This is a genomic window from Chromobacterium sp. Ag138 (genome assembly GCF_055181315.1).
Genome location: NZ_JBUPWA010000001.1, coordinates 3,265,990 through 3,291,975 on the forward strand (window position 1 = coordinate 3,265,990; position 25,986 = coordinate 3,291,975).

Sequence of the window (25,986 nt, forward strand, 5' to 3'; positions counted from 1 at the left end):
TCTGCGCCCGGGCGAAGGCGGGATTGGCTGCCTGATGCTCGGACAGGATCTGTTTGACGATGTCCGGGACCGACAAGTCCTGAAACACGCGCGAGGTGCGACGATGGCGCAGCAACGCGAAGGGCGGCTCGATGATCAGCTCGTATTTGGCGAAACCGCCATCCGATCCCGCCAGCCTGGCTTGGCTGACCACGCCGCAGCGGATGGTTTCGTCTCCGTCCACATCGGCAATGCCAATCCGGGCCGGTTGGCCCAGCAAGGTCTTGAGCTCGATATTGCCGTCCGGCGACAGGCAGGCGAGCGTGTAACGGTAGGCGCGAGAGATGCCTTCCTCGCCGTCCAGGTTGAGTGGCAGCAACTGCTCGGCGGCTATCTGGCCGGTGCCAAGCTCCAGCGTCAGCATCCGGCGATCTTGACCAAAGGCGGAAGCAAAGCTGGACAACAATGCATTCAGATCCATCGGCATTCCAGACGAAGATACCTTCGGGCGAAGGTATGTCATTGAGCAGGAAGAAGATTAGGATTCTATTGATCTTGTGAAGGCTGTCACAAGCGAGCTATGGCAGGAAATCAACGGACTTGCACTAAAGAACTGGGAGTTTGACCGGCGAGGCGAAAGCGCATGTTGAGATGGGACGAACCGCATATACCGGAAGGCAAGCCTTCAGGGGCTGGCGTCGGCTATCCAGCAGTAACCAAGCAGTAGCCTGTGGTGCAAGGTGAGTCGGAGGAGGCTAGCGGGTGATGTCCTGCGCGATTTCCGCGGCGTGGGGATGTTTCCACAGAGATTAGCCCGCGCCACCTGCCCGCCTGATCTGTTCCGCTGCGGTATCCAACCAGCTTTGCTGATTCGCGCCAATGGATGTCAGCGCGGGGCTGGCCAGCGGGTGATCCATCACCTCCTGCCAATAAGCGCGGGCGAGCGGCAGCATCTGGTGCCAGACCGTGGCGCGCGGCAGCGTGGGGAGGCGGAATGGTTGTAGCGCATCGCGCATTTCGCCGCCGGATTTGGGGGCAAAGCCCATGGGCAGCATGTCGTAAACCGGGGCCAGCGAAAGCGGCAGCGCGCCGTCGTGATAAAAGGCCAGATTGCCCGCATGCATGTCGGTGTTGCCGATGAGCGTGCCAAAGGCGAACAGCCGGCCTGCCGTTTCATCGGCTTGCGGCGTGATGATGGGGCGCTGGCTGCGTGGCGATCGTTCCCTCAGTAGCTGCGCCGTGATCTGCGGCCACGTGCCTGCGCCCAGTCCGGCAAACTCCGCGTCCAGCGTATGCAGGCTGACCATGCCGCGGCGGCCGCCGGTCTCGTTTCGGTCAAATCGGCAGATTTGCAAAAAGCGCTGGGAGCCAATATCTACCACCTCGCTCTGCGCCGCTTCAAAGCCACGGGCGTTCAGAAAGCGCAGCGCGATATGTTCCGCCAGCAATAAATCCCGCCAGCGGCGGCTTACCTCGTTATCGCTGGAGGCGGAAAATTTGACCAACACCTCGCGGCCCGCCACGCAGGCGGTGAACTTGGGTTGCTCTCCGCCCGCGCTGGAGCCGGGCAGCGAGCCGCTTTCCGCCAGCTTGGCCGTGTGCAAGTAGTAACGCGCCCTATCATCTGGGGAAATGGCTTCGGCGAGTGTTCCCGCCAGCCACCGCGAGCGCGCTTCATCGCCAATCAGCAGATTGCCGGGCATGTCCACCTCGCCCGATGCCAGCGCAAGCAATACCTGCTCATCCGTCCAATCCTTCAGGTCCGTAGACCAGCCCGCGCTTTGCAAGGCAAACCGCCGCGCCCACGCCCGGCCCAGATAGCCTTGCGGACGCATGTCGTTCAGCCACCAAGGCAGGCCATCGTAGTGTGTGGAGGCGCCGTCCGGGCGGACCAGCGCAAACCCGGGCCAGGTGGCAGCCAGCTCGCCCATATCCTCCAGCTGGCCTTCCTGAGAGACCCGATAGATGGGAATGCCGGCATGCCCGCCTATCAGTCTGACGGCGAAGTAACGCGTAGCGCGGGCGCGGCCCACGCGGATCACCCTGGCGCCGGCGTCCTGCAGACGGCGCGATAGGGTGGGTTGGCTCAGGCCCAGTTGGGCGCAAAGCTCAGCCGCTGTTTTGGGGCCAGTCTGCAGGCTGGACAGGATGGTTTCTGCGGACATGGAATGGATTTTGAATTGAAATTGAATAGATAATAAGATATTGAATCTATAAAATACAAGGACTTGCTTGTGTCTGTGTGGTAAGCATGAATAGGTTTTTGATGCTGTGGAACTACGCTTGATGCTTTTGCTACCACCGCTCCATCAGAGACGGCAGGTTGTAGACAGACCCGCTCATTTGCTGAACGATTCAACCGCCAAGTTGCAATGTCGCTATGGGGTGGCTTTCTTGCAATCCATATCGATCACTGTAGTGTCCATCAGCCGAATCTTGTCGCCGAGAGATACGGTGTAGATCTGATAGCCATCAGACAGCATCAGCATTTTGTCTGTGCGATCCAGTATCCATCCATGCACGAGCTTGCCATTATCCAGGCTAAGGTTGCTAGGCCAGGACTTTTGCTGGCGATGGTTGCACGTGGTTTTAGTAAAAAACGCTTGTCCCGCTTGATACGAATTGACGACCCAGTAAGCAAGTGGATACAGCAAAGCCGAAAACAAAAGGCAAGCAACCACCAGGAACCCCATGGCTAGGCCAGCGTAACTTTTGTCATACCCCATCCTGCTGCTTAGCCATGCAGGCAGCCGGGAGGCAACGGGCTTCGGGAGGTTGAATTTTACTCTCAGGCCGCTTAGTGCCGTGAGGACGCTCAATGCCAAGATTGCTCCGATGGCGCGTATCCAGGTGGCGAATGGTGAAATGAAACCGTGCAGCGCGGTTTCTTGCAATGTAGAGGCGGACAGCGGCCCTGCATTGTTGGCCGCTCCCCAGAATCCGTACCGATAGCAAGTCCCGGCTATCCATGCCAGAACGCCCAGCAAGGTGATGCTAAGGCCGGCGACTTTGAGCAAGAAATCCAGTATCTGCAGAAACAGCCCCACCTTAGTGTGGGGGATTTTGGGCTGGCGCTTGTTGGTATGCGGCAGAGAGCGTGTGGCCATGGCAGGTGCGTGCAGGGTAGGCGGGAAAGTCTGGATTATGCATTTAAAATGGACATGGCAGGGGGCGCGGCGGGACTTGCTGGTCCAGACCGCCCATATGGTAAGCGTGCTCCTGTACCCAGGCTGAATTAGGCCATCTCACTACTCGGGCGGAATTTGCGTGGTAGCCGACCTATCCGTGGGTACGAGAAGGGCCAAGGAGTGCTTGAGCACATAAAGCGCATATGTGAGGGTTGCCGCCATTTAAGTGTTATTTTGCAATATATTTAAGTTATTTAGTTGCGCGGAAGTTTCTTTTTGCCTGTCCTTTTGGTCAGGTAATTGGACTTGGTATGGTTGTCAGGCTGTTAAGGCCGAGATGGTCAATCTAAAATAGCTAGGCTGTTTATGCACGTCAAATTCTAGAGCCCTTTGCTGGGCTCTTTCCTTTTCCCGTTCGGATAGCCATGAACCTTAACAGCCTCCTCTCCAGTTTCGCTTCTGCTTTCAATCAAGATCACCGAATGCTGACGCTGCAGCTTGGCACCGGCCAGATAGCCGCCGAGCAGCTGTTGCCGCTGAGCCTGGACGGCGAGGAAGGCGTCTCCCGCGCCTACCGCTACACGCTCGCCTGCTTGTCGCCGGATGGCAATATCGAGCTCAAGACGCTGCTGGGCCAACCCGCTCGCATCGGTATCAAGGATACCGATGGCGACGAAACCATCCGTTGTGGCGTGGTTAGCCAGGCCAAGCTGGCGGGATCGGATGGCGGCTTCGCCAAATACGAGCTGATCATCGAGCCGCCCTTCGCGCTGCTGCGCCATCGCCACACCTCGCGCGTGTTCCAGGACTTGTCGGTCCCGGACATCGTCAAACAGATCCTGTCCGAGCATCAGGCAGCCAATCCCGCCTTCGCCCGGGCGCAGACGCTGGACATCCAGGTCAAGCCGGCCCTGTCGCGCAGCTATACGCTGCAATATCGCGAGAGCGATTTCGATTTCATCGTCAGGCTGCTGCATGAGGAAGGCTACGCCTGGCGATTTGTTCACTTGGATGAAGATGGCCCACAGGTGGAGCTGGCCATCTTTGACGATGCCCACAGCCTGCCGGGCTCCAAGCTGGAACGAGTGCGCTTCCATCGTAGCGATGCGACAGAAGAAGAGGATGGCCTCACCGGCTGGGAGGCCGCGCGCCAGATCGTGCCGGGCGGCGCCGCGCTGGCCAGCTATGACTACAAGCCGGTCTATACCCAGCAAAACCGCGACGACAGCCATATCGACCAAGGCCAGGCCGGCCAAGCCCTGCAAAGCAGCCTGACGCAATACGACGCGCCGGGCTTGTACTATGCCGGCGATGAGGAGCAACTGGGCCATTACGCCGAGCTGCGGCAGCAGGCCAACGACCGGCAAGCCAAGTCGTTCAGCGGCAGCGGATCGGTGCGCGGGCTGTTGCCGGGCGAGTGGTTTCGCCTGGACGATCATCCCGCGCATGACGGCGACGCGGCGGAGAAGCGCGAACTTGTCGTCACCGGCCAAAGCTTCCAGGTGCGCAACAACCTGCCGACGGACCTGAAAGCCATCCTGCCGGAGGCGACCCCGCCGACGCCCCGTTCCGCACCCGCATCCAGGCGCAGCGCCGCGGCATCCCGCTGACCCCGGCCTACGCCGGCACCGCATCGGCCAAACCGACCAGCCTGGGCGTGCAGACCGCCACCGTGGTCGGCCCCGCCGGCGAGGAAGTCCACACCGATGAACAAGGCCGCATCAAGGTGCAATTCCACTGGCAGCGGCCGGAAGAGCATCCCACCATCGGCGCCGGCCTCGACGACAAATCCTCCTGCTGGCTGCGCGTCACCGTGCCCAGCGCCGGCGCCGGCTGGGGCCACCAGTTCATCCCGCGCCTCGGCCAGGAAGTGCTGGTCGACTTCATCGAAGGCGACATCGATCGGCCGGTGATCACCGGCGTGCTGTACAACGGCAGCCACCCGACGCCCGACTTCAGCGGCGCCGGCAGCCTGCCCGCCAACAAGACCCTGTCCGGCATCAAGAGCAAAGAACACCAGGGCGGCGGCTACAACGAGCTGCTGTTCGACGACACCCCCGGCGAAGTGCGCGCCAAGCTATCCAGCGAACCGGGCAAGACCCAGCTCAACCAGGGCTACCTCGCCCACCCGCGCAGCAACGGCAAGGCCCAGCCGCGCGGCGACGGCTTCGAACTGCGCACCGACCACCACGGCGCCATCCGCGCCGCCCACGGCCTGCTGCTCACCACCGAAGCGCAAAACGGCGCCGGCGGCAAGCAACTGGCGCGCGAGCATGCGCAGAGCCAGCTGCAATCCGCAGTGGCACTCAGCCAGGCGCTAGCCGAAACCGCCACCGGCCAGCTGGCCGACACCATGGAGACCGGCCCCGACGAAATCGGCCCGGACAACGCCAAGGCCGGCAAGAAGACTGACGGCCACCTGCAACACCACGCCGACGCGCTGAAGGCCTGGGAAGCGGGATCGAACACCAACAAGGACGGCAAGACCGCCAAGGACCAAGCCGGCCAGCAGCCGCTGTTGATCCTGTCCGGCCCAGCCGGCATCGCCTCCCTGACCGAACAAAGCCAAACCGTCACCGCCGGAACCAACCTGAACCTCATCGCCCAGCGCGACGCCAACCACACCACCGGCCGGCGCTGGCTGCACAACGTGGGCCAGCACATCAGCCTGTTCGTGGCGGGGATGAAGGACAAGGTGGCGCTGAAGCTGATCGCGGCGAAGGGGAAGGTGCAGGTGCAGGCGCAGAGCGACGCGATGGAGCTGACGGCAGATAAGGATGTCGCCATCACCTCAGTCAAACAGAAGATCCACCTCAACGGCAAACAGGAAATCCTGCTGACCAGCGGCGGCGCTTATGTGCGGATCAAGGATGGCAAGATCGAGCTGCACGCGCCGGGCACCGTCAGCTTCAAGGGGGCGAGCCATGATTGGAGTGGGGGGACGAGCTTGAGTTCACCTATTACTTTGCCAGTAATGCCAGGAGCGTTCTTTGACGAGAAGATTCAACTGTTAGATCTTGATGGACAGCCAATGAGGAATGCGGCGTACGAAATTAAGATGGACTCTGGGCGAATAGTTAAAGGAAAAACAGATGAATATGGGAATACAGAAAGAATAGTGTCTCAAGAAATTGAGAAGGTCGAGCGTATTAGGTTTAAGCCTGTGGAGTAGTCTTGTGAAAGAATATAGAGATTGTGTTTATGAGAAAGATATTTGGATTGATTATAAATTGCAAGCACATATTTGCACCAATCAAAAAGATATCGGAAAATCTTGTGTTGTTGAGAATGTCAAGGTTAGAAGGCTTACATCTGGTGAGGTGGCATTATGTCGGCAATATTTTTCAGATCAAATCCACTATGATAAAGTTTGGTTAATAAATGACAGCGCTAGATCGCTGGGAGCAGGTTATAAAGATACTTCAATTGTAAGGTTTCCATTTGTATTTCTTCCTCGATCATGGCGAGATGACTTCTCCAAAGAAGATTCTGCTTTGGCAGTCGTTGCAAATTGGTTGCATGAGATGACTCATGTTTGGCAGTTTTGTGTAGGAGGCAGTCAATTTGAGAGAGGAAATGCAGAAGGTGATTTTAGAACATATGATGAGAACAAAAAAATATTTGTAACAAATAGATATGCAATTGAGTGGAGGTGGATAAAGAGTTTTTTCTTACATAATAATGAACAGCAGGGTGAGTTAATATCACAATACTATATGATGATAAACTCACCTGAATTTAGGCGAGCAAGAATGGATAGGTGGCCTCTTCTGGAGTTTACAGTAGAGAAAGAGTTTTTAAATAGTGATCGTGGTGCATCGATGCTACCAGTGAAAATGCAGAGGCCTGAAAGGGATGATGCTCTTTATCAAAGCCTCTTGGAGAAGGCAAAGGTTAGATGGGGTAAGCTATGATTAAAAGGTTCTTTGCATGGATTTTATTTGGTATGTTATCTGTTACGACCATTTCTTTGATTGGATGTAAGAAGAGTGAGCGTGATATTGCACAAGCGGAGAGTAAAAATATTGGTGTGCAAGAAGATGACATAAGCCAAGATGGGAAAGTTGATTTTGATGGAAATGACTTTGTGATTTCTATTCAAAATATGGATCCGAAAAATACCATCAGTGTAGGAGTTTCCGGCTATGCTGATTTGAAAGACTCATCTCCTAAATATACATACGAATTCTATGTGGGTGATGAGTGCAAGGAAAAATTAAAAATCTTTAAGGTAGGGTATGGAAATAAAGGAATAGGATTAAAGGCCGAAAATTGTATAGTAAGTGGAAAGAAGCCCGAGGTAGAAGTTTCTAGTTCCGAGTGGGGAGGGCTAAAAAAATTCTCTGTATATTACATGTACGATGGCGGAGGAAGGATGCATGAGGTGTTTTTTTGTAAAAAAGACTCCTCTTATGTTTCATGTGATGGTAAATAATTTTAGAAAGCTTGGCTAAGGTACATGCAAAACCAAGTTGTTATGTGCATTGGGAAATACTTGTTGATGATTCAACATTTTAATTGATTGCTATTTGTTGGTGGTCTTGGTGATTATTTTAATTGATTTGGGCATAAATTATTTTCAAGAGTGATTTGGTTGTATGAGTTTTATATGAGTTGGAGAAGTAGTCCAGAAGTGGTTACTGTTTGAATATTGATATAAGCGATTTTACAAAAGGCCCACCCCGCCATCTGGCCGGGTGGGCTTTTTGCTACACCCGGCCTACCAGCTGGTAGCGGGCCAGCAGCAGTTCCTGGTGCAGCGGAGTAAGCAGGCTGAACAGCTGGCGGGCGGGGAATGGGGTGCCGTCTGCCAGGCGGAGCAGGTCCAGCAGCGACTGCATGCCCTCGCTGGTGCGGGCCAGGGTTTGGTTGCTGGTGCTGAGGGCTTGTTCGATTTCCTGGTTGAGCTCCGCCAGCCTTTCCACTAGCAGGCGCAGGGCGGTGGGGCTGTGGTGGGTGAGCGGGTTTTGCAGCTTGGTGATGATCTGGTTCAGCTCCACCAGCGCGGCCACGGTGGCGGGGAGGTGGTTGGGTTTGTTCGTGTCGGCGTTCTGGCTAGATGTGGGTGGCATTAGCGGGGTGATGTTGGACATGCGTTTTCCTCCATGACGGGATAGCGGAAACCGCCGGGCCTACGTGTGCGGCCCGGCTGGCTTGTGCGTTTACAGCGCGCGGGTGAGCAAGTGGAGCGGCTGGTCCATGCGCTTATCCAACGGCGCTAGCAGTTCCTTCAACCGGCTGGATGGCAGGCGTACCTCGTCGCCCAGGCATGAGAGCAGGTCCATCATGGATTCCAGGCCCAGCTGGGCATGGGCCAGGTGGGGGATGGATTCCCTTACCGCGTCCTCCATCTCCCGGCACAGGTGGGCCAGCTGCGCCACGGGCTGGCGCAGGCTGGCTAGATCGGGGTCGGCCAATTGCTCCTGCAGCTGGGCAAAAATGTGGTTCAGCTTGGCCAGCGGCGCGGCCGGATTGGATAGCCGCAGATGGCGGTGTGGCCCGTGGCCATGTGCCTGGGGGCGGATGTGCACGGCAAACGGCGCAAATTCAGTGGGGTGGGACATGCGTATCCTCCAGCGAGAAAGTCCGCCCGCCCGGGCGCGAGCCAGCGCCTGTCCGGCCTGCGGCCGGGGAAAGGCCAATGCGCGTGGGCGAGCGGCAAGTCAGTGCGTCCCGTGCAGGGGTGGAGACAGCGGCGAGGGCGGAGCGGTGCCTGATGCGCAGGCGGCGAAGGGCGCGATGGGTGAGTGCGCCCCCAAGGTGCCGCCACGCCGCTGCCCACCCCAACACGGGGTTCTCAGCGGCCACCGTGCCCGGAGGGGCCGCGGCGGCAGCGGCTTACAGCACGCCGGTGAGCCGGCTGAGCGACGCTTCCATCCGCTTGTCCAGCGGCGCCAACAACTGCTGTAGGCGGCTGGAAGGCAGGCGCACATCGTCGCCCAGCACGGACAGCAGGCCTAACAGCGCCTGCAAGCCCAGCTGGCCGTGGGCCAGGTGGCAGATGGTTTCCACCACCGCGTCCTCAATGTCGCGGCACAGATGCGCCAGCTGCGCCGCTGGCACGCGGGCGCAGGCCTGCGGCTTGCGGGCTCGCTGGTCCTGCAAGGCGGCAAAGGCATCATGCAGCCTATGCATCGCCAGCAGGCTGGGCTGAGACAAAGAGGCAGACGCCCCGGAACGGAGCAAAGGGCTGGGGGATACGGCAAGATGAGACGCACTGCGGGAAATGCTTGTCATGGCAAGATTCTCCGAGATTTAAGTGCTCGCCTGCGTTTCCGACGCCAATCGGTGGGTGGCAGGCACATGGCGGGATTGGCGTTACCGGAATCTCGGAACCGGCGCATCTAGGATGCTCCCACCAAGGCCCGCCATAAATTGCACGTAGCAATGGTGTGAGGACTGGAGCTTTCGCTACAGTCCGCCGAGATTCTTCGGGACGCCAATCCCGGTGCCGCTATTGAACGGCACGGGAGGATTATCTAGCGGGGAGTCTTGCTAGGCAAGCGAAGAAGTACGTATCGCAGGGCAGTTTTATGCGATAGATATGGCGAGGGAGTTTGATTTCAAAGGCAAAAAAGAAGGCAAACAGATGGCTTGCCTTCTTTTCAGGAGTCGCGATTAAACAGTCGCCTTGTACAGCGGCGCAAGCAGATGTTTGGCGAGGTGGGCGGCGACAGGCGCGGCGACGGCATCGCCCATCGCCATATAACCGTCGTTGTAGCTGCCTGGCAGCTGGAAGGTGTCTGGCGCGCCCATCAAACGAGCGGTTTCTCTTACAGTTAGCAGGCGGGTAGAAAGCCTCCCATCCCGCTTCAGCACCAAAAATTGTCTACTGCTGCCGCCTTTGGGGGTGCGCAGGCATCCGGCGACGCCGTCGAATCGCAGTTCCAGAGTCTGGCCTCTGGCTCTTGTGCGCTTATAGCCTGGAGCGGCGAAGGTTTCAAAGCTGTCCAGTAGGCGGCGATGATTTTCAGGAATCAACGCGATATTGCGTGCGGCGACTTCCGGAGAATCGCAAGGCGCATCCCACTCGATGATGTCGGCAAGGTCCTGTTTGCGGTGGGTGGGCTCGGGCAATTTCCACCAAACCCAATCTTCCAAGCCTTCCGCGACTTTGACGATGGCTTGGGAGTGCGCCCAGGTTGGGCCTTCGGCCATCAGTTCGGGGGGAGCTGCGAGGTTTTTGTGCAAGGCAACCACAAAAATTCTGGGGCGAGACTGCGGCACCCAGCGCACGGCGTCGAGCATGAGCGCGCCGACCTTATAACCGCGCTCGCGCAGGCTGGCGTGCAGCACGCGGTAGTAGTCGCCGCCATTCGCCGATACTAGGCCCACCACGTTTTCCGCTACTAGCAGCGGAATCTTGTTGGTTGATTCGTCGAGGATGCGCAGCCATTCCCAAACCAGGCCGCTGCGCTCGGCGTGAATGCCGCCGTTCAAACCGGCTAAAGACAAGTCCTGGCATGGGAAGCTGGCCCAAGAAAGATCAGCATGAGGCAGCATCGCGCCGTACACCTCTGTGATCGAGCGCAGGTCGAATTTGCCAGGCGCGTGGTTGGCCGCATACACCGCAGCCTTCTTGGCGCTGATGTCGTTGGCCCAGGCGGTGTCGAAGTAGGGCGCTAGGGCATGAGAAACCAGACCGCTGCCAGCGAAGAACTCCAAAAAAGCGGGTTTCCGTTTTTGCTTGCGCGGCTGTGCGAGGGCGCTGGCGTAAGAGGGCTCGGCATAAGCTTCGCATTGCGGCTCTCTCACGCAATTGCTGCTGTATTCCATGTTTCCCCCTTCAAAATCAAGTCGATGCGCAAACCCCGCCCATGTTTTTCGCGGCGGACGCGTATAGTATCACATATCTCAAATCCCGCCGCTCAAGCCCTTGGGCCGGCAACGAGGCAACCCTATGGACACCCTGTCGCCGGAGGCGCGCAGCCGCGTGATGGGACGCATCAAGTCTAAGCATACCAAACCGGAAATGACAGTCAGGAAGATCGCTTACGCGTTAGGCTATCGCTATCGTCTGCATGGAAAAGAGCTGCCAGGCAAGCCGGATTTGGTGTTCAAAGGACGGCGCCAAGCGGTGTTCGTCCATGGCTGTTTTTGGCACGGCCACGATTGCGGGCGATGCCGGATGCCGAAGTCAAATCAAGCATACTGGCAAGCCAAAATCCAAGCCAATATGTCTAGGGATGTCGCTACACGGGCACGGCTGGAAGGGATGGGTTGGCGCATCTTGGAGATTTGGGAATGCCAAACCCGAGACGCGTTTTTGATACAGAGCATGCTCAAGAATTTTCTTGGTTAACAGGTGTGGGCGGATGGCATAAGATGGCGTGATTCATTCTCGTCAATTTTATTGTCATAGAGGCATGGTTTTGAGCGATATTACCAACCTGAGCGAAGGACTCGCGTGCGCGGATTTGCCATTCGAAACCCAAGAGTTGAGAGATAGGCTGGAAGCCTTTCTCAACCGTGAGGTCATCGATCCCATCACGGACAAACCTATCCGGCTTGGCAACTATGTCTGGGGCGTTTACTCGTTTTACGACTACGACGGCGAGCCCATCTACGTCGGCCAAACCAAAGAATCTCTGCGAACCCGCATCCGACGCCACTTAACCAATCAGCGCACGGACGCGGTGGCGATGAACGTGTTGGACCCGTTCGAGGTCCACACCATTGTGGTTTATCCGTTGCCAGAATTGCAGAAGGTCTCCAAGAAAGACGCTGAAGCTAGAAAACGGCTTGACGCCCTTGAACACGCCATTTACTCGCAAGCTATCGAGCGATCAAAATTCAAAGCCATTCTCAATGAAAAAGCGCCGCCCACGCCGCAAGTCGATATCTCTATCCCAGTCTCGCACGCTGGAGTAGTAGTGTCTGATGAAGTGCTGCGAATCCGCTCTCATCCAGACATCCGCATCGCCAGACGCACGCAAACCATCTCTCGGTTGGCTCAAGTCATCAGTGAACGCAAAGTGCAAAAGGGTTTGCGCGGCGTTTTGTTGACGCAGGCCAAGCGATTGCAATGGTTGTCGGAGCAACGGTTGGCAAGAGCGTTGGATGATAGCGATGAAGAGGATGAGTAGTTTTTGAGGCTCACGAGGTATCTAGGAAAGTGGGGGTGATTCACCCTTTTTAGGATCCCATCTTCAACCAGATGAGTCCCACGGAAAATCAGCGGGATTCTAGATGAAAGTGGGACGGAGACGCTATGGCCGTCCCATCTTTCTGGATGATCCTCTCCCAGGTCTTATCCGGTCCAGCCACTTGATCGGATCTCCCACTTGGTATCTTTCTATAAAAGGCCCAAGCACATGGTGCGAGTTTACCCACTGGCGACAAGCGTTGATGCTACTGCCGTGGATTAGAAGTACCGGAGCACTTCTATTGCTTGTCTGGAGTGCGATTGGTTAGGTCCGTGATCTCTGTATCCCGGAGGTGCCGGACGACATCAACTTTTCGCATTTTGGAACTCTGAACCGCCCTGGCTTGGGGGATGTAATCACTCCATGTCAGTCTGTATGTTACCAACGTGCCTAGTACGAGAGGATATAGCAGCAGTGATATCTTAGTGTGTATATCAGATTTATAGAGTCTAGGCTTATTTGTTAGAATGTAACGGATTGCTTGAAGGCAATTGAATACCTAGCTTTTTACTTGCTTGCATGGCAGCAGCAATGCAAATACAGCTCATCATGTAAATTTGAATAAGGCAGGCTAACAAGAAAGACATAGCTGTACTGATAGCCATTGTTGAAAATTCAGGATGTGCTTTTCTTAGATTTAGTCCCACTATTAATAACAATACCATTGTAATTGGAAAGGCGAGCTTTAGGATTGAGTCATTGAATTTGTTAAGTAAGAGTTTTTCTTGTATGGAGAAATGCTCAATCGCCCTTCCTCCTGATATTGCGCCTGATTCTTTAAAGTCCTTTATGAAAAAATCTTTTATTTCTGATATCTTTGGTAATGTCAGAAAACCATGTGCAATGGAAAATACTGTCCAGGTGGCGGTATAGGAAACTAATATAAAATTAAAGTTTTCCGAATCGTATTTTTTAAAAAAAGCGGGGAAAATGAATAAGAATGCGCTGAGAATAGTGCACGCAAAAAAAGCATTAAATATACCCAAGGAATAAACTGCTATTTTATTTGCTTTTCTGCTAAGTGCGAGTGTGGAAATTGTTGCCAAAATTGCGAAGGTAAGATAGAAAGCTATGGAAAATCTAATGGCCTCAGGCGACTTGCCAGACCATTGATTCGCCATGATAAAAGCTAAGGGCAACATAACCCACGCCCACACCAACACTATTCTGGAAATTTTTGTAATGGGATTCATATTATCTAGCCCAGCCAGCTACGGTCTCTTTAATATTAAATGAGTTATCTATGTAGTCAATTATTGTTGCTGCAACTATGAAGCCCCCAACAACAACCATTGCGCCAAGCCAAAATGGAGCTGTCACGGTAATACCAACTGCGGCAGCGGCAGCGGTAGCAGCAGCAGCGGTATACATAATACCCGCAGTAATCAATCCCCCTAAGGCAGCGGTGCTGCCCGCTTTAAAAATAGATACTCCAGCTCTTCCGAAAAACTCGCTCATGTCATTGGATTTTCCATCTCCAAATGTGGTGGTGAAGTCCCCATATAAATCTATTACCGTTCCGACGCCTTGAATCTTCATGCCCGCCCTGAAATTTCCTTTGGCGGTTAAAAATACTCTTTTAAACCCACCAAGGCCACGTCGTCCTGTGATGTGATGATTCGACCCCAAAAATTCAGCTTTGTTGCTACCTACAGGCATGCTAACAGTTTTTGGCTTAGATAACCCTGTTGGAGTAATCAGTCTGCCTTTGAAAATATAACGGTACATGCCAATTTTAGATCTCTCTATATAAACTCTCATGCCTAACATATTAAACCTTTTCCAGTGAGACTGGATATAGCCAGCGGTTTCTTTAAAATAATTGGCAGTGAGAGGGGAGTCATTGCTTGTCATCGCGGCATTTGTACCCTCAACTACATTGGCGATGATGGCTTCAAGCTGACTACCTTTTTGAGGCTCTTTAAATAGTTTATCTGGGGCCCCTGTTATTTGACCTCCAAGTCGTTCAAGTTGCTGAATAGCCACAGGGGTTAGCTCATTTTTTGAAATTGTGCCGGCAATATAGTGCTCTTGGAGCTCGGGCTTGTCCATACTTCCTAATAAATAGGAGTATTGGCTCTTCTTCATTTTTTCGTCGCTCAGGAAGCCTTTAAGTAACTGGTCTTCTTGAGTTAAAACGACAGAATGCCCATAGGGGTCCGCTGCTGTACATTTCAAGAAATTAGGTGTTGCGGGCTTGCTGTTTAGAATGATCATCAGCGGTTCGGGCTTGATCATTGGGTCTTTGTCATACTTATTGTTGTCTAATTTGTTTGGATACCATTCGCCTAAGACTTTTCCTGAACTTTCAATAATTAATTTTCCAGAGAAGTCTCTGGATATCCAAACATATATGCGCTCACCATCCTTGAAAGACATGCTTTTTCTGGCATGGTATGCATGTAGGAGCTTATCTCTTTCACTATAAAAATCACTGCGGTCTGCTCGCAGAGTGTAGGTGGCATTTGGCTTTATATTTATCTGAATGACTACATCTCTGTGCTTGCGTTTAATTACCCGGTTTTTGCAGCCTGCGACTAGGCCTTTTGCCGTTTCTCCAGGAAGGCAAACATAAACCAGATTTTCCGGCATAGCTTTATTGGACATGATTTAACCTTTTTTTCTTGTAGGCAAATCGCCCTTGAATGTGTCGAAAAGCACATTCTTAAACTTTACCCAACCGTCTGCATCAGATGATTGTTGCAATTTTGTATTATCACTTGATTGCAGCTTGATTTGTTCCCCAACCAAAGGATTGCCCTCAGCATCCTCATAACGTACATGCAAGTCTGTAGTTTTATTCTCTGATTTCAACGTCTGAACGAGACTTGTGGGTCCGCTCAATTGATGTTCAGCCCCCTTGACGCTCACGGTGCCTGGGCAATGCACCTCGATATTGCCGCCGGCGATGCGGATGTAGCTGCCGCCGCTGGTTAGCAGAATCTCTTCTTTGGCTGCAACGGTAATGACGTTTTTGCAGGAGGTGATCGTCACATCCTTATCCGCCGTCAGCTCCATCGCGTCGCTCTGCGCCTGCACCTGCACCTTGCCCTTGGCCGCGATCAGCTTCAGCGCCACCTTGTCCTTCACCCCCGCCACGAACAGGCTGATGTGCTGGCCGACGTTGTGCAGCCAGCGCCGTCCCGTCGTGTGGTTGGCGTCGCGCTGGGCGATGAGGTTGAGGTTTTGCCCGGCGCTGAGGGTTTGGCTTTGCTCGGTCAGGGAGGCGATGCCTGCTGGTGCGGACAGGATCAGCAGCGGCTGCTGGCCGGCTTGCTCTTTCGCCGTTTTGCCGTCCTTGTCGGTGTTCGATCCCGCTTCCCAGGCCTTCAGCGTGTCGGCGTGGTGTTGCAGGTGGCCGTCGGGTTTCTTGCCGGTCTTGGCGTTGTCCGGGCCGATCTCGTCGGGGCCGGTCTCCATGCTGTCGGCCAGTTGGGTGGTGGCGGTTTCGGCTAGCGCCTGGCTGAGTGCCACTGCGGATTGCAGCTGGCTTTGCGCATGCTCGCGCGCCAGTTGTTTGCCGGATGCGCCGTTCTGCGCCTCGGTGGTGAGCAGCAGGCCGTGGGCGGCGCGGATGGCGCCGTGGTGGTCGGTGCGCAGTTCGAAGCCGTCGCCGCGCGGCTGGGCCTTGCCGTTGCTGCGCGGGTGGGCGAGGTAGCCCTGGTTGAGCTGGGTCTTGCCCGGTTCGCTGGATAGCTTGGCGCGCACTTCGCCGGGGGTGTCGTCGAACAAGAGTTCGTTGTAGCCGCCGCCCTGGTGTTCCTTGCTCTTGATGCCGGACAGGGTCTTGTTGGCGGGCAGGCTGCCGGCGCCGCTGAAGTCGGGCGTCGGGTGGCTGCCGTTGTACAAGACGCCGGTGATCACCGGCCGGTCGATATCGCCTTCGATGAAGTCGACCAGCACTTCCTGGCCGAGGCGCGGGATGAACTGGTGGCCCCAGCCGGCGCCGGCGCTGGGCATGGCCACGCGCAGCCAGCAGGAGGATTTGTCGTCGAGGCCGGCGCCGATGGTCGGGTGCTCGTCCGGCCGCTGCCAGTGGAATTGCACCTTGATCCGGCCTTGTTCATCGGTGTGGACTTCTTCTCCCGCCGGGCCGACCACGGTGGCGGTCTGCACGCCGCGAGATTTCGGTTTGGCGTGCTCTGTACCGGCATAGGCGGGTGTTAGTGGAATGCCGCGGCGCTGGGTTTGGATTGAGGTGGAGAACGGGGCGGTATTCTGGTCTGTGCCGACATGCTGCGCCAAGTCGGTCGGCAGGTTGTTGCGGACCTGCAGGCTTTGAGCGGTGACGACGAATTCGCGCTTCTCCGCCGCGTCACCGTCATGCGCAGGATGGTCATCCAGGCGAAACCACTCGCCCGGCAACAGCCCGCGCACCGATCCGCTGCCGCTGAACGATTTGGCCTGCAGATCGTTGGCTTGCTGCCGCAGCTCGGCGTAATGGCCCAGCTGCTCCTCATCGCCGGCATAGTACAAACCCGGCGCGTCGTATTGCGTCAGGCTGCTTTGCAGGGCTTGGCCGGTTTGGCCTTGGTCGATGTGGCTGTCTTCGCGGTTTTGCTGGGTGTAGACCGGCTTGTAGTCGTAGCTGGCCAGCGCCGTGCCGCCCGGCACGATCTGGCGCGCAGCTTGCCATTCGGTAAGGCCGTCCTCTTCTTCCGTCGCGTCGCTGCGGTGGAAGCGCACCCGCTCCAGTTTGGAGCCCGGCAGGCTGCGGGCATCGTCAAAGATGGCCAGTTCCACCTGTGGGCCGTCTTCATCCAGATGCACGAATCGCCAGGCGTAGCCTTCCTCATGCAGCAGCCGAACGATGAAATCGAAATCGTTCTCGCGATATTGCAGCGTATAGCTGCGCGGCGGGGCGGGCTTGACCTGGATGTCCAGCGTCTGCGCCCGGGCGAAGGCGGGATTGGTAGCCTGATGCTCGGACAGGATCTGTTTGATGATGTCCGGGACGGACAAGTCTTGGAACACACGGGAGGTTTTTCGATGGCGAAGCAGCGCGAAAGGCGGCTCGATGGCCAGCTCGTACTTGGCAAAACCACCGTCAGACCCTGCCAGCCTGACTTGGCTGACTACGCCGCAACGGATGGTTTCGTCGCCATCGGCATCCTTGATGCCAATGCGGGCCGGCTGGCCCAGCAGCGTTTTCAGCTCGATATTGCCATCCGGCGACAAGCAGGCGAGCGTGTAACGGTAGGCGCGGGAGACGCCTTCCTCGCCGTCCAGGCCCAGCGGCAACAGCTGCTCGGCGGCTATCTGGCCGCTGCCCAGTTGCAGCGTCAATAACCGGTTATTTTGGCCAAAGGCGGAGGCGAAGCTGGCCAGCAGTGCATTCAGATCCATCAGGCTCCCAAATAAAAATACCCTCGAATGAGGGTATGTTATTGAACTGAAAGGGGATAAGAATTCTATGATGTTGAGGGAGTGCCCACAACTCGAATTGGCGGCAACGGTTGACATGACTGTACTAAAGTACAGGTATATTGTTGATAGGGACTAGGCGATCTTATCAATACTGGAGCCTAATGTGCTCAGTACGTTTTTTGAATCCAGTGGTACTCTAGAAATAAAAATGGCCCCCAAACCTGGAGGCCATCCTTCTCACAGCGTAGGCTGCGCGTGAAATCCCAAAAATCTAGAAAAGTGGGAAAAATCTAGAGTTTCGTGGGATCCTACACCCTTACACGTCGATATTCCGCGCAATCAAGGCATTACCCTCGATGAACTGCCTGCGCGGCTCCACCTCGTCGCCCATCAGGGTGGTGAACACGTCGTCCGCGCCCATCACGTCTTCGATGCGCACCTTGAGCAGGCGGCGCACGGTCGGGTCCATGGTGGTTTCCCACAGTTGTTCCGGGTTCATCTCGCCCAGGCCTTTGTAGCGCTGGATGTTCATGCCCTTCTTCACCTCGGCCAGCAGCCAGTCCAGCGCTTCGCCAAATTCGGCCACCGGTTTGACGGTTTCGCCGCGTTTGACGTGGGCACCCTGGCGCAGCAGGCCGCCTAGCAGGCTGCCGGTTTTCTTGAGTTCCGCGTAGTCGCCGCTGTCCAGGAAGTTCTGGTCCAGCACGGTCACCAGCACGTTGCCGTGCAGCTTGCGGATGATCTTCACCAGGTGGCCGTCGTTCTTTTCATCGCGCAGCAGCTGCAGTTCGATGGTGTCGGCGGACAGGTGCTTGTTCAGCTCGGCCACGGCGGCGTCGGCTTGCTGTTGGCTTTCCAGCGACAGCGGGCCGGTTTTCAGCATAGCTTCCAGCACCAGCGGATCGATGACGCGGCTTTCGCGTTCCATCACGGCGCGGGCCAGCAGGAACTGGCGGGCGATTTCGCCCAGGGTTTCGCCGGACAGCGGGGCTTCGCCTTCGGCCGGGATCAGCTCGGCTTTTTCCAGCGCCAGTTGCAGCAGGTACTGGTTCAGTTCGCCGTCGTCTTTCAGATAGCGTTCCTGCTTGCCGTGCTTGGCCTTGTATAGCGGCGGCTGGGCGATGTAGATGTGGCCGCGCTCCACCAGCTCGGTCATCTGGCGGTAGAAGAAGGTGAGCAGCAGGGTGCGGATGTGCGCGCCGTCCACGTCGGCGTCGGTCATGATGATGATGCGGTGGTAGCGCAGCTTGTCCGGGTTGTACTCGTCCTTGCCGATGCCGCAGCCCATGGCAGTGATCAGGGTGGCCACTTCCTGGCTTTGCAGCATCTTGTCGAAACGGGCGCGTTCCACGTTGAGGATCTTGCCCTTCAGCGGCAGGATGGCCTGGAATTTGCGGTCGCGGCCTTGCTTGGCGGAGCCGCCGGCGGAGTCACCCTCCACCAGGTACAGTTCGCACAGCGACGGGTCTTTTTCCTGACAGTCGGCCAGCTTGCCGGGCAGGCCCAGGCCGTCCATCACGCCTTTGCGGCGGGTGATTTCGCGGGCTTTGCGCGCGGCCTCGCGGGCGCGGGCGGCTTCCACGATCTTGCCGCAGATGATCTTGGCGTCGTTGGGGTTTTCCAGCAGATAGGTCTTCAGCGCTTCGCTGACCACTTCGTTCACCACCGGGCCGATTTCGCTGGAAACCAGCTTGTCCTTGGTCTGGCTGGAGAACTTGGGGTCCGGCAGCTTGACGGACAGCACGCAGGTCAGGCCTTCGCGCATGTCGTCGCCGGTGGTGTCCACCTTGGCCTTCTTGGCGGCTTCGGTTTCTTCGATGAACTGGTTCAGCGTGCGGGTCATCACCTGGCGCAGCGCGGTCATGTGGGCGCCGCCGTCGCGTTGGGGGATGTTGTTGGTGAAGCACTGGACGCTCTCTTGATAAGAGTCGTTCCATTGCATCGCCACTTCCACGCTCATGCCGTCCTTCTCGCCGATGCCGTAAAAGACTTTCGGGTGCAGCACGGTCTTGTTGCGGTTCATGTATTCCACGAAGCCGGCCACGCCGCCGGAGAAGGCGAAGTTTTCTTCCTTACCGCTGCGCTTGTCGATCAGCTGGATGCCCACGCCCTGGTTCAGGAACGAGAGCTCGCGGATGCGCTTGGCCAGGATGTCGAAGTGGAATTCGATGTGGCCGAAGGTTTCCACGCTGGCGAAGAAGGTGACTTCGGTGCCGCGGTGGCTGGTATGGCCGGTGACGGTGAGCGGGGCCACGGCGTCGCCGCGGCGGAATTCCATCTCGTGAACCTTGCCGTCGCGCCAGATCTTAAGCCGTAGCCAGTCGGACAGCGCGTTCACCACCGATACGCCCACGCCGTGCAGGCCGCCGGAGATCTTGTAGCTGTTGCTGTCGAATTTGCCGCCGGCGTGGAGGATGGTCATGATCACTTCCGCCGCCGAGCGCCCTTCTTCCGGGTGGATGTCGGTGGGGATGCCGCGGCCGTTGTCTTCCACGGAAACGGAGTTGTCCGGATTGATGGTGACCTTGATGGTGTCGGCATGGCCGGCCAGCGCCTCGTCAATGGCGTTGTCCAGCACTTCAAACACCATGTGGTGCAAGCCGGTGCCGTCCTGGGTGTCGCCAATGTACATGCCGGGGCGCTTGCGCACCGCATCCAGGCCTTTAAGCACCTTGATACTGTCCGCGCCGTATTCTTGTTCGCTCATACTCAAACCTTCCAAATGGCGGCGGCTGCGCCGTGAGGCGGGCCGCGCCGGTCATTCTTGAGAGCCGTCCGCCTGCGGGAGGGGGCTCTTTAACCCGGTGGGCGGCTGGGCCGCCCGCTCCGTTCTACATTTAGATGCGCATCGGCATCACGATGTACTTGAAGTTGCTGACATCCGGAATGGTGAACAGCGCGCTGCGGTTGGAGTCGCCAAACGCCAGCTGCAGGGTGTCGGCCGGCAGATTGGTCAGCACGTCCAGCAGGTAGTTGATGTTGAAGCCGATTTCCAGCGTGCCGCCCTGGAAAGCGATTTCCAGTTCTTCCTCGGCTTCTTCCTGCTCGCTGTTGGTGCACAGGATGGACATCTTGCCGGGGGCCAGCACCAGGCGCACGCCGCGGAATTTCTCGTTGGCCAGGATGGCGGCGCGCTGCAGCGCGTGCAGGAATTCCAGGCGTTCGATCAGGAAGATCTTTTCATTGTCCAGCGGGATCACGCGGTTGTAGTCGGGGAACTTGCCGTCCACCACTTTGCTGATGATCACGGTGGCGCCGAAGCTGAAGCGCACCTGGTTGGCCAGCACTTCGATCTTGATTTCGTCGTCGCTGTCTTGCAGCAGCTTGTACAGCTCGATGATGGTCTTGCGCGGCAGGATCACCTCGGCCTTGGGCAGGGTGGCGGTGACGTCGGCGCTGGCGAAAGCCAGGCGGTGGCCGTCGGTGGCCACCAGGCGCACTTGGTTGCCGTCGGTCTGCATCAAGAGGCCGTTGAGGTAATAACGGATGTCCTGCACCGCCATCGAGTACTGCACCTGGGAGATCAGGCGCTTCAGCTCGCGCTGGGACAGCGAGAAGCTGGATTCGCCGGCGCTGCCCACGGACAGCAGCGGGAAGTCTTCCGCCGGCAGGGTTTGCAGGTTGAAGCGGCTCTTGCTGGCCTTCAGCACCAGGCGGCCGCCGTCCAGCTGTTCCAGCGTGACGGTGGCGTTGCCGGGGATGGCGCGCAGGATGTCCTGCAGCTTCTTGGCCGAGGTGGTGAGGCGGAAATCCTCGCCCGGCAGCTCGTCGCTGCTGGCGGTGGTGATCTGGATTTCCAGGTCGGTGGCCAAAAAGCCTACCTGTCCGCCCTTTTTCTCGATCAGGACGTTGGACAGGATGGGCAGCGTGTGACGACGCTCGACAATGCCGGTGACTGCCAGCAAGGGCTTGAGCAGGGCATCGCGTTCGGCTTGCAGGATCAGCATGTGGCGGGCTCCCGTTGGATAGTGAAGAGTCGGATCATGGTTTTAATTGCGCAGCATGGCCAGCAGCGCTTCGTAATCGTGGGCGATGTCGGCGTCGTTGGCGCGCATCTCGGTGATGGTCTTGCAGGCGTGCAGCACCGTGGTGTGGTCGCGGCCGCCGAAGGCGTCGCCGATATTGGGCAAGGACAGCTGGGTGAGCTCCTTGGCCAGGGCCATCGCCACCTGGCGCGGGCGGGCGATATCGCGGCTGCGCTTCTTGCTGTGCATGTCGGACAGCTTGATCTTGTAGTACTCGGCCACCGTCTTCTGGATGGCGTCCACCGTTACCTGGCGGTTGCCGGCGGCCAGGATGTCCTTCAGCGCTTCCTTCACCAGCTCCAGCGTGATGTTCTGGTTGGTGAAGCGGGCGTAGGCCACCACGCGCTTGAGCGCGCCTTCCAGCTCGCGGACGTTGGAGCGCACGTTCTGGGCGATGAAGAACGCCACGTTGTGCTCCAGCTTGATGCTGTCGGCCTCGGCCTTCTTCATCAGAATGGCCACGCGCATCTCCAGCTCCGGCGGCTGGATTTCCACGGTCAGGCCCCAGGAGAAGCGCGAGATCAGCCGCTCTTCCATGCCTTCTATCTGCTTGGGGTAGCTGTCACAGGTCATGATCACCTGCTTGCCGCCCTCGATCAGCGCGTTGAAGGCGTAGAAGAATTCTTCCTGGGTGCGGTTCTTGCCGGCGAAGAACTGGATGTCGTCAATCAGCAACAGATCCAGCGAGTGGTAGTAGCGCTTGAATTCATCAAAGGCCTTGTGCTGGTAGGCGCGCATGATGTCGGCCACGTAGCGTTCGGCGTGGATGTAGCGGATCTTGGCCTGCGGGTTCTTCTGGAACACGTGGTTGCCGATCGCCTGGATCAAGTGAGTCTTACCCAGGCCCACGCCGCCGTAGACGAACAGCGGGTTGTAGGCCTGGTCGCCCGGATTCTCGGCGATCTGCATCGCCGCGGCGCGCGCCAGCTGGTTGCCCTTGCCGGTCACCAGCGTGTCGAAGGTGAAGGACGGATTCAGGCGCGTGCTTTCATGGCTGCCGCCAATGGCCTTCACCGCCGCCTGCTTGGCGGGCGACGGCGCGGCCGGGGCGCTGGCCGCGGTCTTGGCCGGCTCCTTGGCCCTGGGCTGGCTGCTGCTGGCCACCGGCGCGGCGGGGCGCGAGCTGGGCGCGCCCAGGCGCAGTTCCACCGGCAGCTCGCCCACCAGTTCAACGGCCAGTTCCTCGATGCGCGGCAGGAAGCGGTCTTTGATGAACTGCATGATGAAGCGGTTCGGTGCGAACAGCGCAATGCCTTCGTCGCCGGCTTCGGCGGTCAGCGGCTTGATCCAGGTGTTGAACTGTTGCGAAGACAGTTCGGCCTCCAGGCGGGCGAGGCACGCAGGCCAGAATTGATCCAGTTCAGTCATTACATACCAAGTGAAAGCGAAAAACCCGCTGCCGGCGCGTGGCTTGCAACAGCGGGAAATGCCGCACGCGGCGCGTGTTTCGCGCGCGCGAGCGACGGAATGTTCGGCATGGAAGCGGCCGGCGGGCTGCGGTGTTTCAAACGCGGCGGGCTGGAGAGCCCCGGAGTGCGTTCATTTGTTGTGCAGCCGATCGGCAACGGTAAACCTAGACATTCTAACGGTTTTTTGCAAAGTTATCCACAGGGGTGGAGAAAATTCCTCGTTGACAAAGCGGCGAATATCTAGTCAAATCACGCGTTTATTTCCGTTTCGAAACAGGAAACCCATATCATGAAACGTACTTACCAGCCCTCCAATACCCGTCGCAAACGCACTCACGGCTTCCTGGTCCGCATGAAGACCCGTGGCGGCCGCGCCGTCATCGCCGCTCGCCGCGCCAAGGGCCGCAAGAAGCTGGCCGTCTAAGCCCTTGTCGGCTTACCGCTTTCGCCGTGCGCACCGGCTGTTAAAAACGGATGAGTTCTCATCCGTTTTTAGTTTGCGGCAACAGCGCAGCAATGCGTTCTTCCAGGTGTTCGCCCGTCCCAACGGCCTGGACCACGCCCGTGTGGGCTTGGTGGTCGGCAAGAAGGTCGCCAAGCGGGCGGTACGCCGCAACTACATCAAGCGCTGCGTGCGCGAGTGGTTCCGCCTGAACCAGCAAGGCCTGGACGGCGTGGACTACGTGGTGCGCGCCAAGACGGCGTTTACCCGCGAACAGCGTGCCGAAGCTGTAACGGCTTTGCAGGCCTTGTTTGCTAAACTGGCACGATGTCGCGCATCCTCATCCTCCTGATCCGTTTCTACCAGCTGGCTATCAGCCCGTGGTTGGCGCCGCGTTGCCGCTTCCAGCCCACCTGTTCCGGCTACGCGATCGAGGCGGTGAGAAAACACGGCGCGCTCAAGGGTGGCTGTCTGGCCGCCAGACGCATCTGCCGTTGCCACCCCTGGGGCGGCAGCGGCTATGACCCGGTTCCCTGAACTTTCCGGTATCGAGAAGATGGACTCCAAGCGACTGATAATCTTTGTTCTACTGTCCGTGGGCATCTTGTTTGGGTGGAATGAATATTTCATGCCCAAGCACACCCCGCAGCAGCAAGCGGCCAAGACACAGGCCACGACCGGCGCCGCCAATAATGTGGCGCAGCCGGCCGACGCCAACAAGCTGACCCGTGGTCAGCGCATCCACGTCAAGACCGATCTGGTCGAGGCAGAGATCGATACCGTGGGCGGCGACCTGCGCTCGCTGAAGCTTCTGAAGCATGGCGCGGCCGAAGACCACAACCAGCCGTTCCAGCTGTTCGAGGACGACGCCAAGCGCACCTACGTGGCCCAGACCGGCCTGGTGGCGGCCAGCAATCCCGCGCTGCCCACCCATAAAACCGTGTTCACCGCCGACAAGCCCAGCTACGAGCTGACCGGCGACAAGCTGGAAGTGAAGCTGACCGCGCCGGACGCCAACGGCGTCAAGGTGAGCAAGGTTTACACCTTCAGCAAGAACAGCTACGAAATCGGCGTCCGTTACGACATCGTGAACGGCGGCGCCGCGCCGCTGGCCCCCACCGCCTACTATCGCCTGCTGCGCGACAGCCAGGCGCCGGAGGGCGAAGGCCGCATGGCCCACACTTACACCGGTCCGGCCGTGTACACCTCGGAGCACAAGTTCCAGAAGGTGAGCTTCGACGATCTGGCCAAGGGCAAGGGCGACTACGCCAAGACCACCACTGACGGTTGGGTGGCGATGGTGCAGCACTACTTCATGTCCGCCTGGATCCTGAAGCCGCTGGACGGCGCCTCGGTGTGCAAGGACGAGCGCTCCTGCCGCTTCGAGCTGAAGGAAACCGCCGGCCTGAACTCCGCCGCCGCGCTGGTGGACTACGCCACCGTCGCGCCGGGCAAGAGCCTGAGCGTGTCCGTGCCGCTGTTCGCCGGTCCGGAAGAGTACAGCATCATCTCCAAGCTGGCCGACGGCATGGAGTACGCCAAGGACTTCGGCATCTTCTACATCTTCGCCTCGCCGTTGTTCTGGCTGCTGGTGAAGCTGCACGCGCTGGTGAGCAACTGGGGCTGGGCGATCGTGCTGCTGACGCTGACCGTGAAGGCGGTGTTCTACCCGCTGACCGCCGCGTCCTACCGCTCGATGGCCAAGATGAAGGCCCTGGCGCCGCGCCTGGAGCGCCTGAAGGCGCAGCACGGCGATGACCGCATGAAGTTCCAGCAGGCGGTGATGGAGATGTACAAGACCGAGAAGGTCAATCCGCTGGGCGGCTGCCTGCCGATGCTGATCCAGATTCCGGTGTTCATCGGCCTGTACTGGGCGCTGCTGGCCTCCGTGGAGCTGCGCGGCGCGCCGTGGATCCTGTGGTACACCGACCTGGCCCGCCCGGACCCGTACTACATCCTGCCGGTGATCATGGCCGCGACCATGTTCCTGCAGACCTTCCTGAACCCGCCGCCGGCCGACCCGATGCAGGCGAAGATGATGAAGATCATGCCGCTGGCCTTCTCCGCGCTGTTCTTCTTCTTCCCGGCTGGCCTGGTGCTGTACTACGTGGTCAACAACGTGCTGTCGATGACCCAGCAGTGGTTCATCAACAAGCAGATCGAAAAGAGCAACAAGGCCGCGCTGCAATCCTGAGCGCCCCGTCCGAATTGCTGATCGAACCCGGCCACTGGCCGGGTTTTTTGCTGGATAATTGAACAGGAGCAGCTAACAGAGCCCCTGATCCTGCGTTGCGCCTCCTTGCCGTACTCTGTGTACTGTCTGCGTCGGCGCGCCTTGGCTCAGGTGCTCTGTTAGCCGCTCTAAATGAATTCGCCGCGGGCATGAAGCCGGTGCGGAGCATGAGCGCAAGGCGGCCTGCCTCCTTCTCCCCTCGGGGGAGAGGGGCGATGCCGACTCTTGATGCCCGATGTCCGCCCGTGTACCAGCCC

21 protein-coding genes and 1 pseudogene are annotated in these 25,986 nt (G+C 57.9%); 9 read left to right on the top strand and 13 right to left on the bottom strand.

Annotation, left to right across the window (positions count from 1 at the left end; all coding sequences use genetic code 11):
* From ACY3GB_RS15225 to ACY3GB_RS15235, 3 genes are all read right to left on the bottom strand, one after another.
* Positions 1-460 (bottom strand): contractile injection system protein, VgrG/Pvc8 family (locus ACY3GB_RS15225; protein ID WP_463089490.1); only part of this gene is annotated, 460 nt, incomplete at its 3' end.
* A 328-nt stretch (positions 461-788) separates the two neighbouring features.
* Positions 789-2,144 carry a type II toxin-antitoxin system HipA family toxin YjjJ gene (gene yjjJ / locus ACY3GB_RS15230; RefSeq protein WP_463089491.1) on the bottom strand — a complete coding sequence of 452 codons (1,356 nt, stop codon included), beginning with the start codon at positions 2,142-2,144 and terminating at the stop codon, positions 789-791.
* Positions 2,145-2,357: 213 nt separating this feature from the next.
* Positions 2,358-3,086: a hypothetical protein gene (locus ACY3GB_RS15235; protein ID WP_463089492.1), complete on the bottom strand. Its 729-nt coding sequence runs from the start codon at positions 3,084-3,086 to the stop codon at positions 2,358-2,360.
* A gap of 446 nt (positions 3,087-3,532) precedes the next feature.
* On the opposite strand from ACY3GB_RS15235, the pseudogene ACY3GB_RS15240 reads away from it, so the two are divergent.
* The 3 genes and pseudogenes from ACY3GB_RS15240 to ACY3GB_RS15250 all read left to right on the top strand — a co-directional run bounded on the left by ACY3GB_RS15240 (position 3,533) and on the right by ACY3GB_RS15250 (position 7,542).
* Positions 3,533-6,279 (top strand): annotated as a pseudogene (locus ACY3GB_RS15240) (type VI secretion system Vgr family protein).
* A gap of 4 nt (positions 6,280-6,283) precedes the next feature.
* Positions 6,284-7,021: a hypothetical protein gene (locus tag ACY3GB_RS15245; RefSeq protein WP_463089493.1), complete on the top strand. Its 738-nt coding sequence runs from the start codon at positions 6,284-6,286 to the stop codon at positions 7,019-7,021.
* On the top strand, positions 7,018-7,542 hold the full coding sequence (locus ACY3GB_RS15250; RefSeq protein WP_463089494.1) for a hypothetical protein: 525 nt from the start codon (positions 7,018-7,020) through the stop codon (positions 7,540-7,542). The genes ACY3GB_RS15245 and ACY3GB_RS15250 overlap by 4 nt, the downstream gene beginning before the upstream one ends.
* Before the next feature lie 274 nt (positions 7,543-7,816).
* On the opposite strand, the gene ACY3GB_RS15255 is transcribed toward ACY3GB_RS15250, so the two are convergent.
* The 4 genes from ACY3GB_RS15255 to ACY3GB_RS15270 form a co-directional block, all read right to left on the bottom strand.
* On the bottom strand, positions 7,817-8,200 hold the full coding sequence (locus tag ACY3GB_RS15255; protein ID WP_463089495.1) for a DUF1484 family protein: 384 nt from the start codon (positions 8,198-8,200) through the stop codon (positions 7,817-7,819).
* 69 nt (positions 8,201-8,269) lie between these two features.
* Complete coding sequence (locus ACY3GB_RS15260) at positions 8,270-8,671, bottom strand: DUF1484 family protein (protein WP_463089496.1); 402 nt, start codon at positions 8,669-8,671, stop codon at positions 8,270-8,272.
* Between the two features lie 274 nt (positions 8,672-8,945).
* Positions 8,946-9,344, bottom strand: coding sequence for a DUF1484 family protein (locus tag ACY3GB_RS15265; protein WP_463089497.1), 399 nt, complete (start codon positions 9,342-9,344; stop codon positions 8,946-8,948).
* A gap of 381 nt (positions 9,345-9,725) precedes the next feature.
* Positions 9,726-10,883 (bottom strand): DNA cytosine methyltransferase, encoded by a 1,158-nt coding sequence (locus tag ACY3GB_RS15270; RefSeq protein ID WP_463089498.1) that lies wholly within the window; start codon positions 10,881-10,883, stop codon positions 9,726-9,728.
* A gap of 124 nt (positions 10,884-11,007) precedes the next feature.
* On the opposite strand from ACY3GB_RS15270, the gene ACY3GB_RS15275 reads away from it, so the two are divergent.
* The gene (locus ACY3GB_RS15275) at positions 11,008-11,409 is read left to right on the top strand and encodes a very short patch repair endonuclease (RefSeq protein ID WP_463089499.1); all 402 of its coding nucleotides are present in this window, start codon (positions 11,008-11,010) and stop codon (positions 11,407-11,409) included.
* A 70-nt stretch (positions 11,410-11,479) separates the two neighbouring features.
* Entirely contained in the window at positions 11,480-12,193 is a 714-nt protein-coding gene (locus tag ACY3GB_RS15280) for a GIY-YIG nuclease family protein (protein ID WP_463089500.1), read from the top strand.
* A 515-nt stretch (positions 12,194-12,708) separates the two neighbouring features.
* Here the strand turns inward: ACY3GB_RS15280 and ACY3GB_RS15285 are convergent.
* The 6 genes from ACY3GB_RS15285 to dnaA form a co-directional block, all read right to left on the bottom strand.
* Complete coding sequence (locus tag ACY3GB_RS15285) at positions 12,709-13,446, bottom strand: hypothetical protein (RefSeq protein ID WP_463089501.1); 738 nt, start codon at positions 13,444-13,446, stop codon at positions 12,709-12,711.
* Position 13,447: 1 nt separating this feature from the next.
* Positions 13,448-14,860: an SH3 domain-containing protein gene (locus ACY3GB_RS15290; protein WP_463089502.1), complete on the bottom strand. Its 1,413-nt coding sequence runs from the start codon at positions 14,858-14,860 to the stop codon at positions 13,448-13,450.
* A 3-nt stretch (positions 14,861-14,863) separates the two neighbouring features.
* Positions 14,864-17,599 carry a type VI secretion system Vgr family protein gene (locus ACY3GB_RS15295; RefSeq protein WP_463089503.1) on the bottom strand — a complete coding sequence of 912 codons (2,736 nt, stop codon included), beginning with the start codon at positions 17,597-17,599 and terminating at the stop codon, positions 14,864-14,866.
* Between the two features lie 337 nt (positions 17,600-17,936).
* Positions 17,937-20,327 (bottom strand): DNA topoisomerase (ATP-hydrolyzing) subunit B, encoded by a 2,391-nt coding sequence (gene gyrB / locus ACY3GB_RS15300; RefSeq protein ID WP_463089504.1) that lies wholly within the window; start codon positions 20,325-20,327, stop codon positions 17,937-17,939.
* Between the two features lie 130 nt (positions 20,328-20,457).
* The gene (gene dnaN / locus ACY3GB_RS15305) at positions 20,458-21,567 is read right to left on the bottom strand and encodes a DNA polymerase III subunit beta (RefSeq protein ID WP_463089505.1); all 1,110 of its coding nucleotides are present in this window, start codon (positions 21,565-21,567) and stop codon (positions 20,458-20,460) included.
* 42 nt (positions 21,568-21,609) lie between these two features.
* Complete coding sequence (gene dnaA, locus ACY3GB_RS15310) at positions 21,610-23,013, bottom strand: chromosomal replication initiator protein DnaA (RefSeq protein WP_463089506.1); 1,404 nt, start codon at positions 23,011-23,013, stop codon at positions 21,610-21,612.
* A gap of 330 nt (positions 23,014-23,343) precedes the next feature.
* Here dnaA and rpmH point away from each other — a divergent pair, with 330 nt between their 5' ends.
* Genes rpmH through yidC form a run of 4 tightly spaced genes read left to right on the top strand, consistent with a single transcriptional unit; the run spans position 23,344 to position 25,690 of the window.
* Positions 23,344-23,478 carry a 50S ribosomal protein L34 gene (gene rpmH / locus ACY3GB_RS15315; RefSeq protein ID WP_021477546.1) on the top strand — a complete coding sequence of 45 codons (135 nt, stop codon included), beginning with the start codon at positions 23,344-23,346 and terminating at the stop codon, positions 23,476-23,478.
* A gap of 4 nt (positions 23,479-23,482) precedes the next feature.
* The gene (gene rnpA, locus ACY3GB_RS15320) at positions 23,483-23,848 is read left to right on the top strand and encodes a ribonuclease P protein component (RefSeq protein WP_011137952.1); all 366 of its coding nucleotides are present in this window, start codon (positions 23,483-23,485) and stop codon (positions 23,846-23,848) included.
* Complete coding sequence (gene yidD, locus ACY3GB_RS15325) at positions 23,824-24,033, top strand: membrane protein insertion efficiency factor YidD (protein ID WP_021477548.1); 210 nt, start codon at positions 23,824-23,826, stop codon at positions 24,031-24,033. Before rnpA ends, yidD begins: the two co-directional genes overlap by 25 nt.
* A gap of 19 nt (positions 24,034-24,052) precedes the next feature.
* Positions 24,053-25,690, top strand: a complete 1,638-nt coding sequence (gene yidC / locus ACY3GB_RS15330; protein ID WP_021477549.1) for a membrane protein insertase YidC — start codon at positions 24,053-24,055, stop codon at positions 25,688-25,690.
* The last annotated feature ends 296 nt before the right edge of the window (positions 25,691-25,986 follow it).

What these genes read in the sequence shown, in the direction of transcription:
- gyrB (WP_463089504.1), bottom strand. Translation starts at nt 20,327, where the DNA reads ATGAGCGAACAAGAATACGGCGCGGACAGTATCAAGGTGCTTAAAGGC.
- ACY3GB_RS15250 (WP_463089494.1), top strand. Translation starts at nt 7,018, where the DNA reads ATGATTAAAAGGTTCTTTGCATGGATTTTATTTGGTATGTTATCTGTT.
- ACY3GB_RS15295 (WP_463089503.1), bottom strand. Translation starts at nt 17,599, where the DNA reads ATGGATCTGAATGCACTGCTGGCCAGCTTCGCCTCCGCCTTTGGCCAA.
- yjjJ (WP_463089491.1), bottom strand. Translation starts at nt 2,144, where the DNA reads ATGTCCGCAGAAACCATCCTGTCCAGCCTGCAGACTGGCCCCAAAACA.
- ACY3GB_RS15270 (WP_463089498.1), bottom strand. Translation starts at nt 10,883, where the DNA reads ATGGAATACAGCAGCAATTGCGTGAGAGAGCCGCAATGCGAAGCTTAT.
- ACY3GB_RS15285 (WP_463089501.1), bottom strand. Translation starts at nt 13,446, where the DNA reads ATGAATCCCATTACAAAAATTTCCAGAATAGTGTTGGTGTGGGCGTGG.
- yidD (WP_021477548.1), top strand. Translation starts at nt 23,824, where the DNA reads ATGTCGCGCATCCTCATCCTCCTGATCCGTTTCTACCAGCTGGCTATC.
- ACY3GB_RS15255 (WP_463089495.1), bottom strand. Translation starts at nt 8,200, where the DNA reads ATGTCCAACATCACCCCGCTAATGCCACCCACATCTAGCCAGAACGCC.
- ACY3GB_RS15290 (WP_463089502.1), bottom strand. Translation starts at nt 14,860, where the DNA reads ATGTCCAATAAAGCTATGCCGGAAAATCTGGTTTATGTTTGCCTTCCT.
- rpmH (WP_021477546.1), top strand. Translation starts at nt 23,344, where the DNA reads ATGAAACGTACTTACCAGCCCTCCAATACCCGTCGCAAACGCACTCAC.
- dnaN (WP_463089505.1), bottom strand. Translation starts at nt 21,567, where the DNA reads ATGCTGATCCTGCAAGCCGAACGCGATGCCCTGCTCAAGCCCTTGCTG.
- ACY3GB_RS15260 (WP_463089496.1), bottom strand. Translation starts at nt 8,671, where the DNA reads ATGTCCCACCCCACTGAATTTGCGCCGTTTGCCGTGCACATCCGCCCC.
- dnaA (WP_463089506.1), bottom strand. Translation starts at nt 23,013, where the DNA reads ATGACTGAACTGGATCAATTCTGGCCTGCGTGCCTCGCCCGCCTGGAG.
- ACY3GB_RS15275 (WP_463089499.1), top strand. Translation starts at nt 11,008, where the DNA reads ATGGACACCCTGTCGCCGGAGGCGCGCAGCCGCGTGATGGGACGCATC.
- ACY3GB_RS15265 (WP_463089497.1), bottom strand. Translation starts at nt 9,344, where the DNA reads ATGACAAGCATTTCCCGCAGTGCGTCTCATCTTGCCGTATCCCCCAGC.
- ACY3GB_RS15235 (WP_463089492.1), bottom strand. Translation starts at nt 3,086, where the DNA reads ATGGCCACACGCTCTCTGCCGCATACCAACAAGCGCCAGCCCAAAATC.
- yidC (WP_021477549.1), top strand. Translation starts at nt 24,053, where the DNA reads ATGGACTCCAAGCGACTGATAATCTTTGTTCTACTGTCCGTGGGCATC.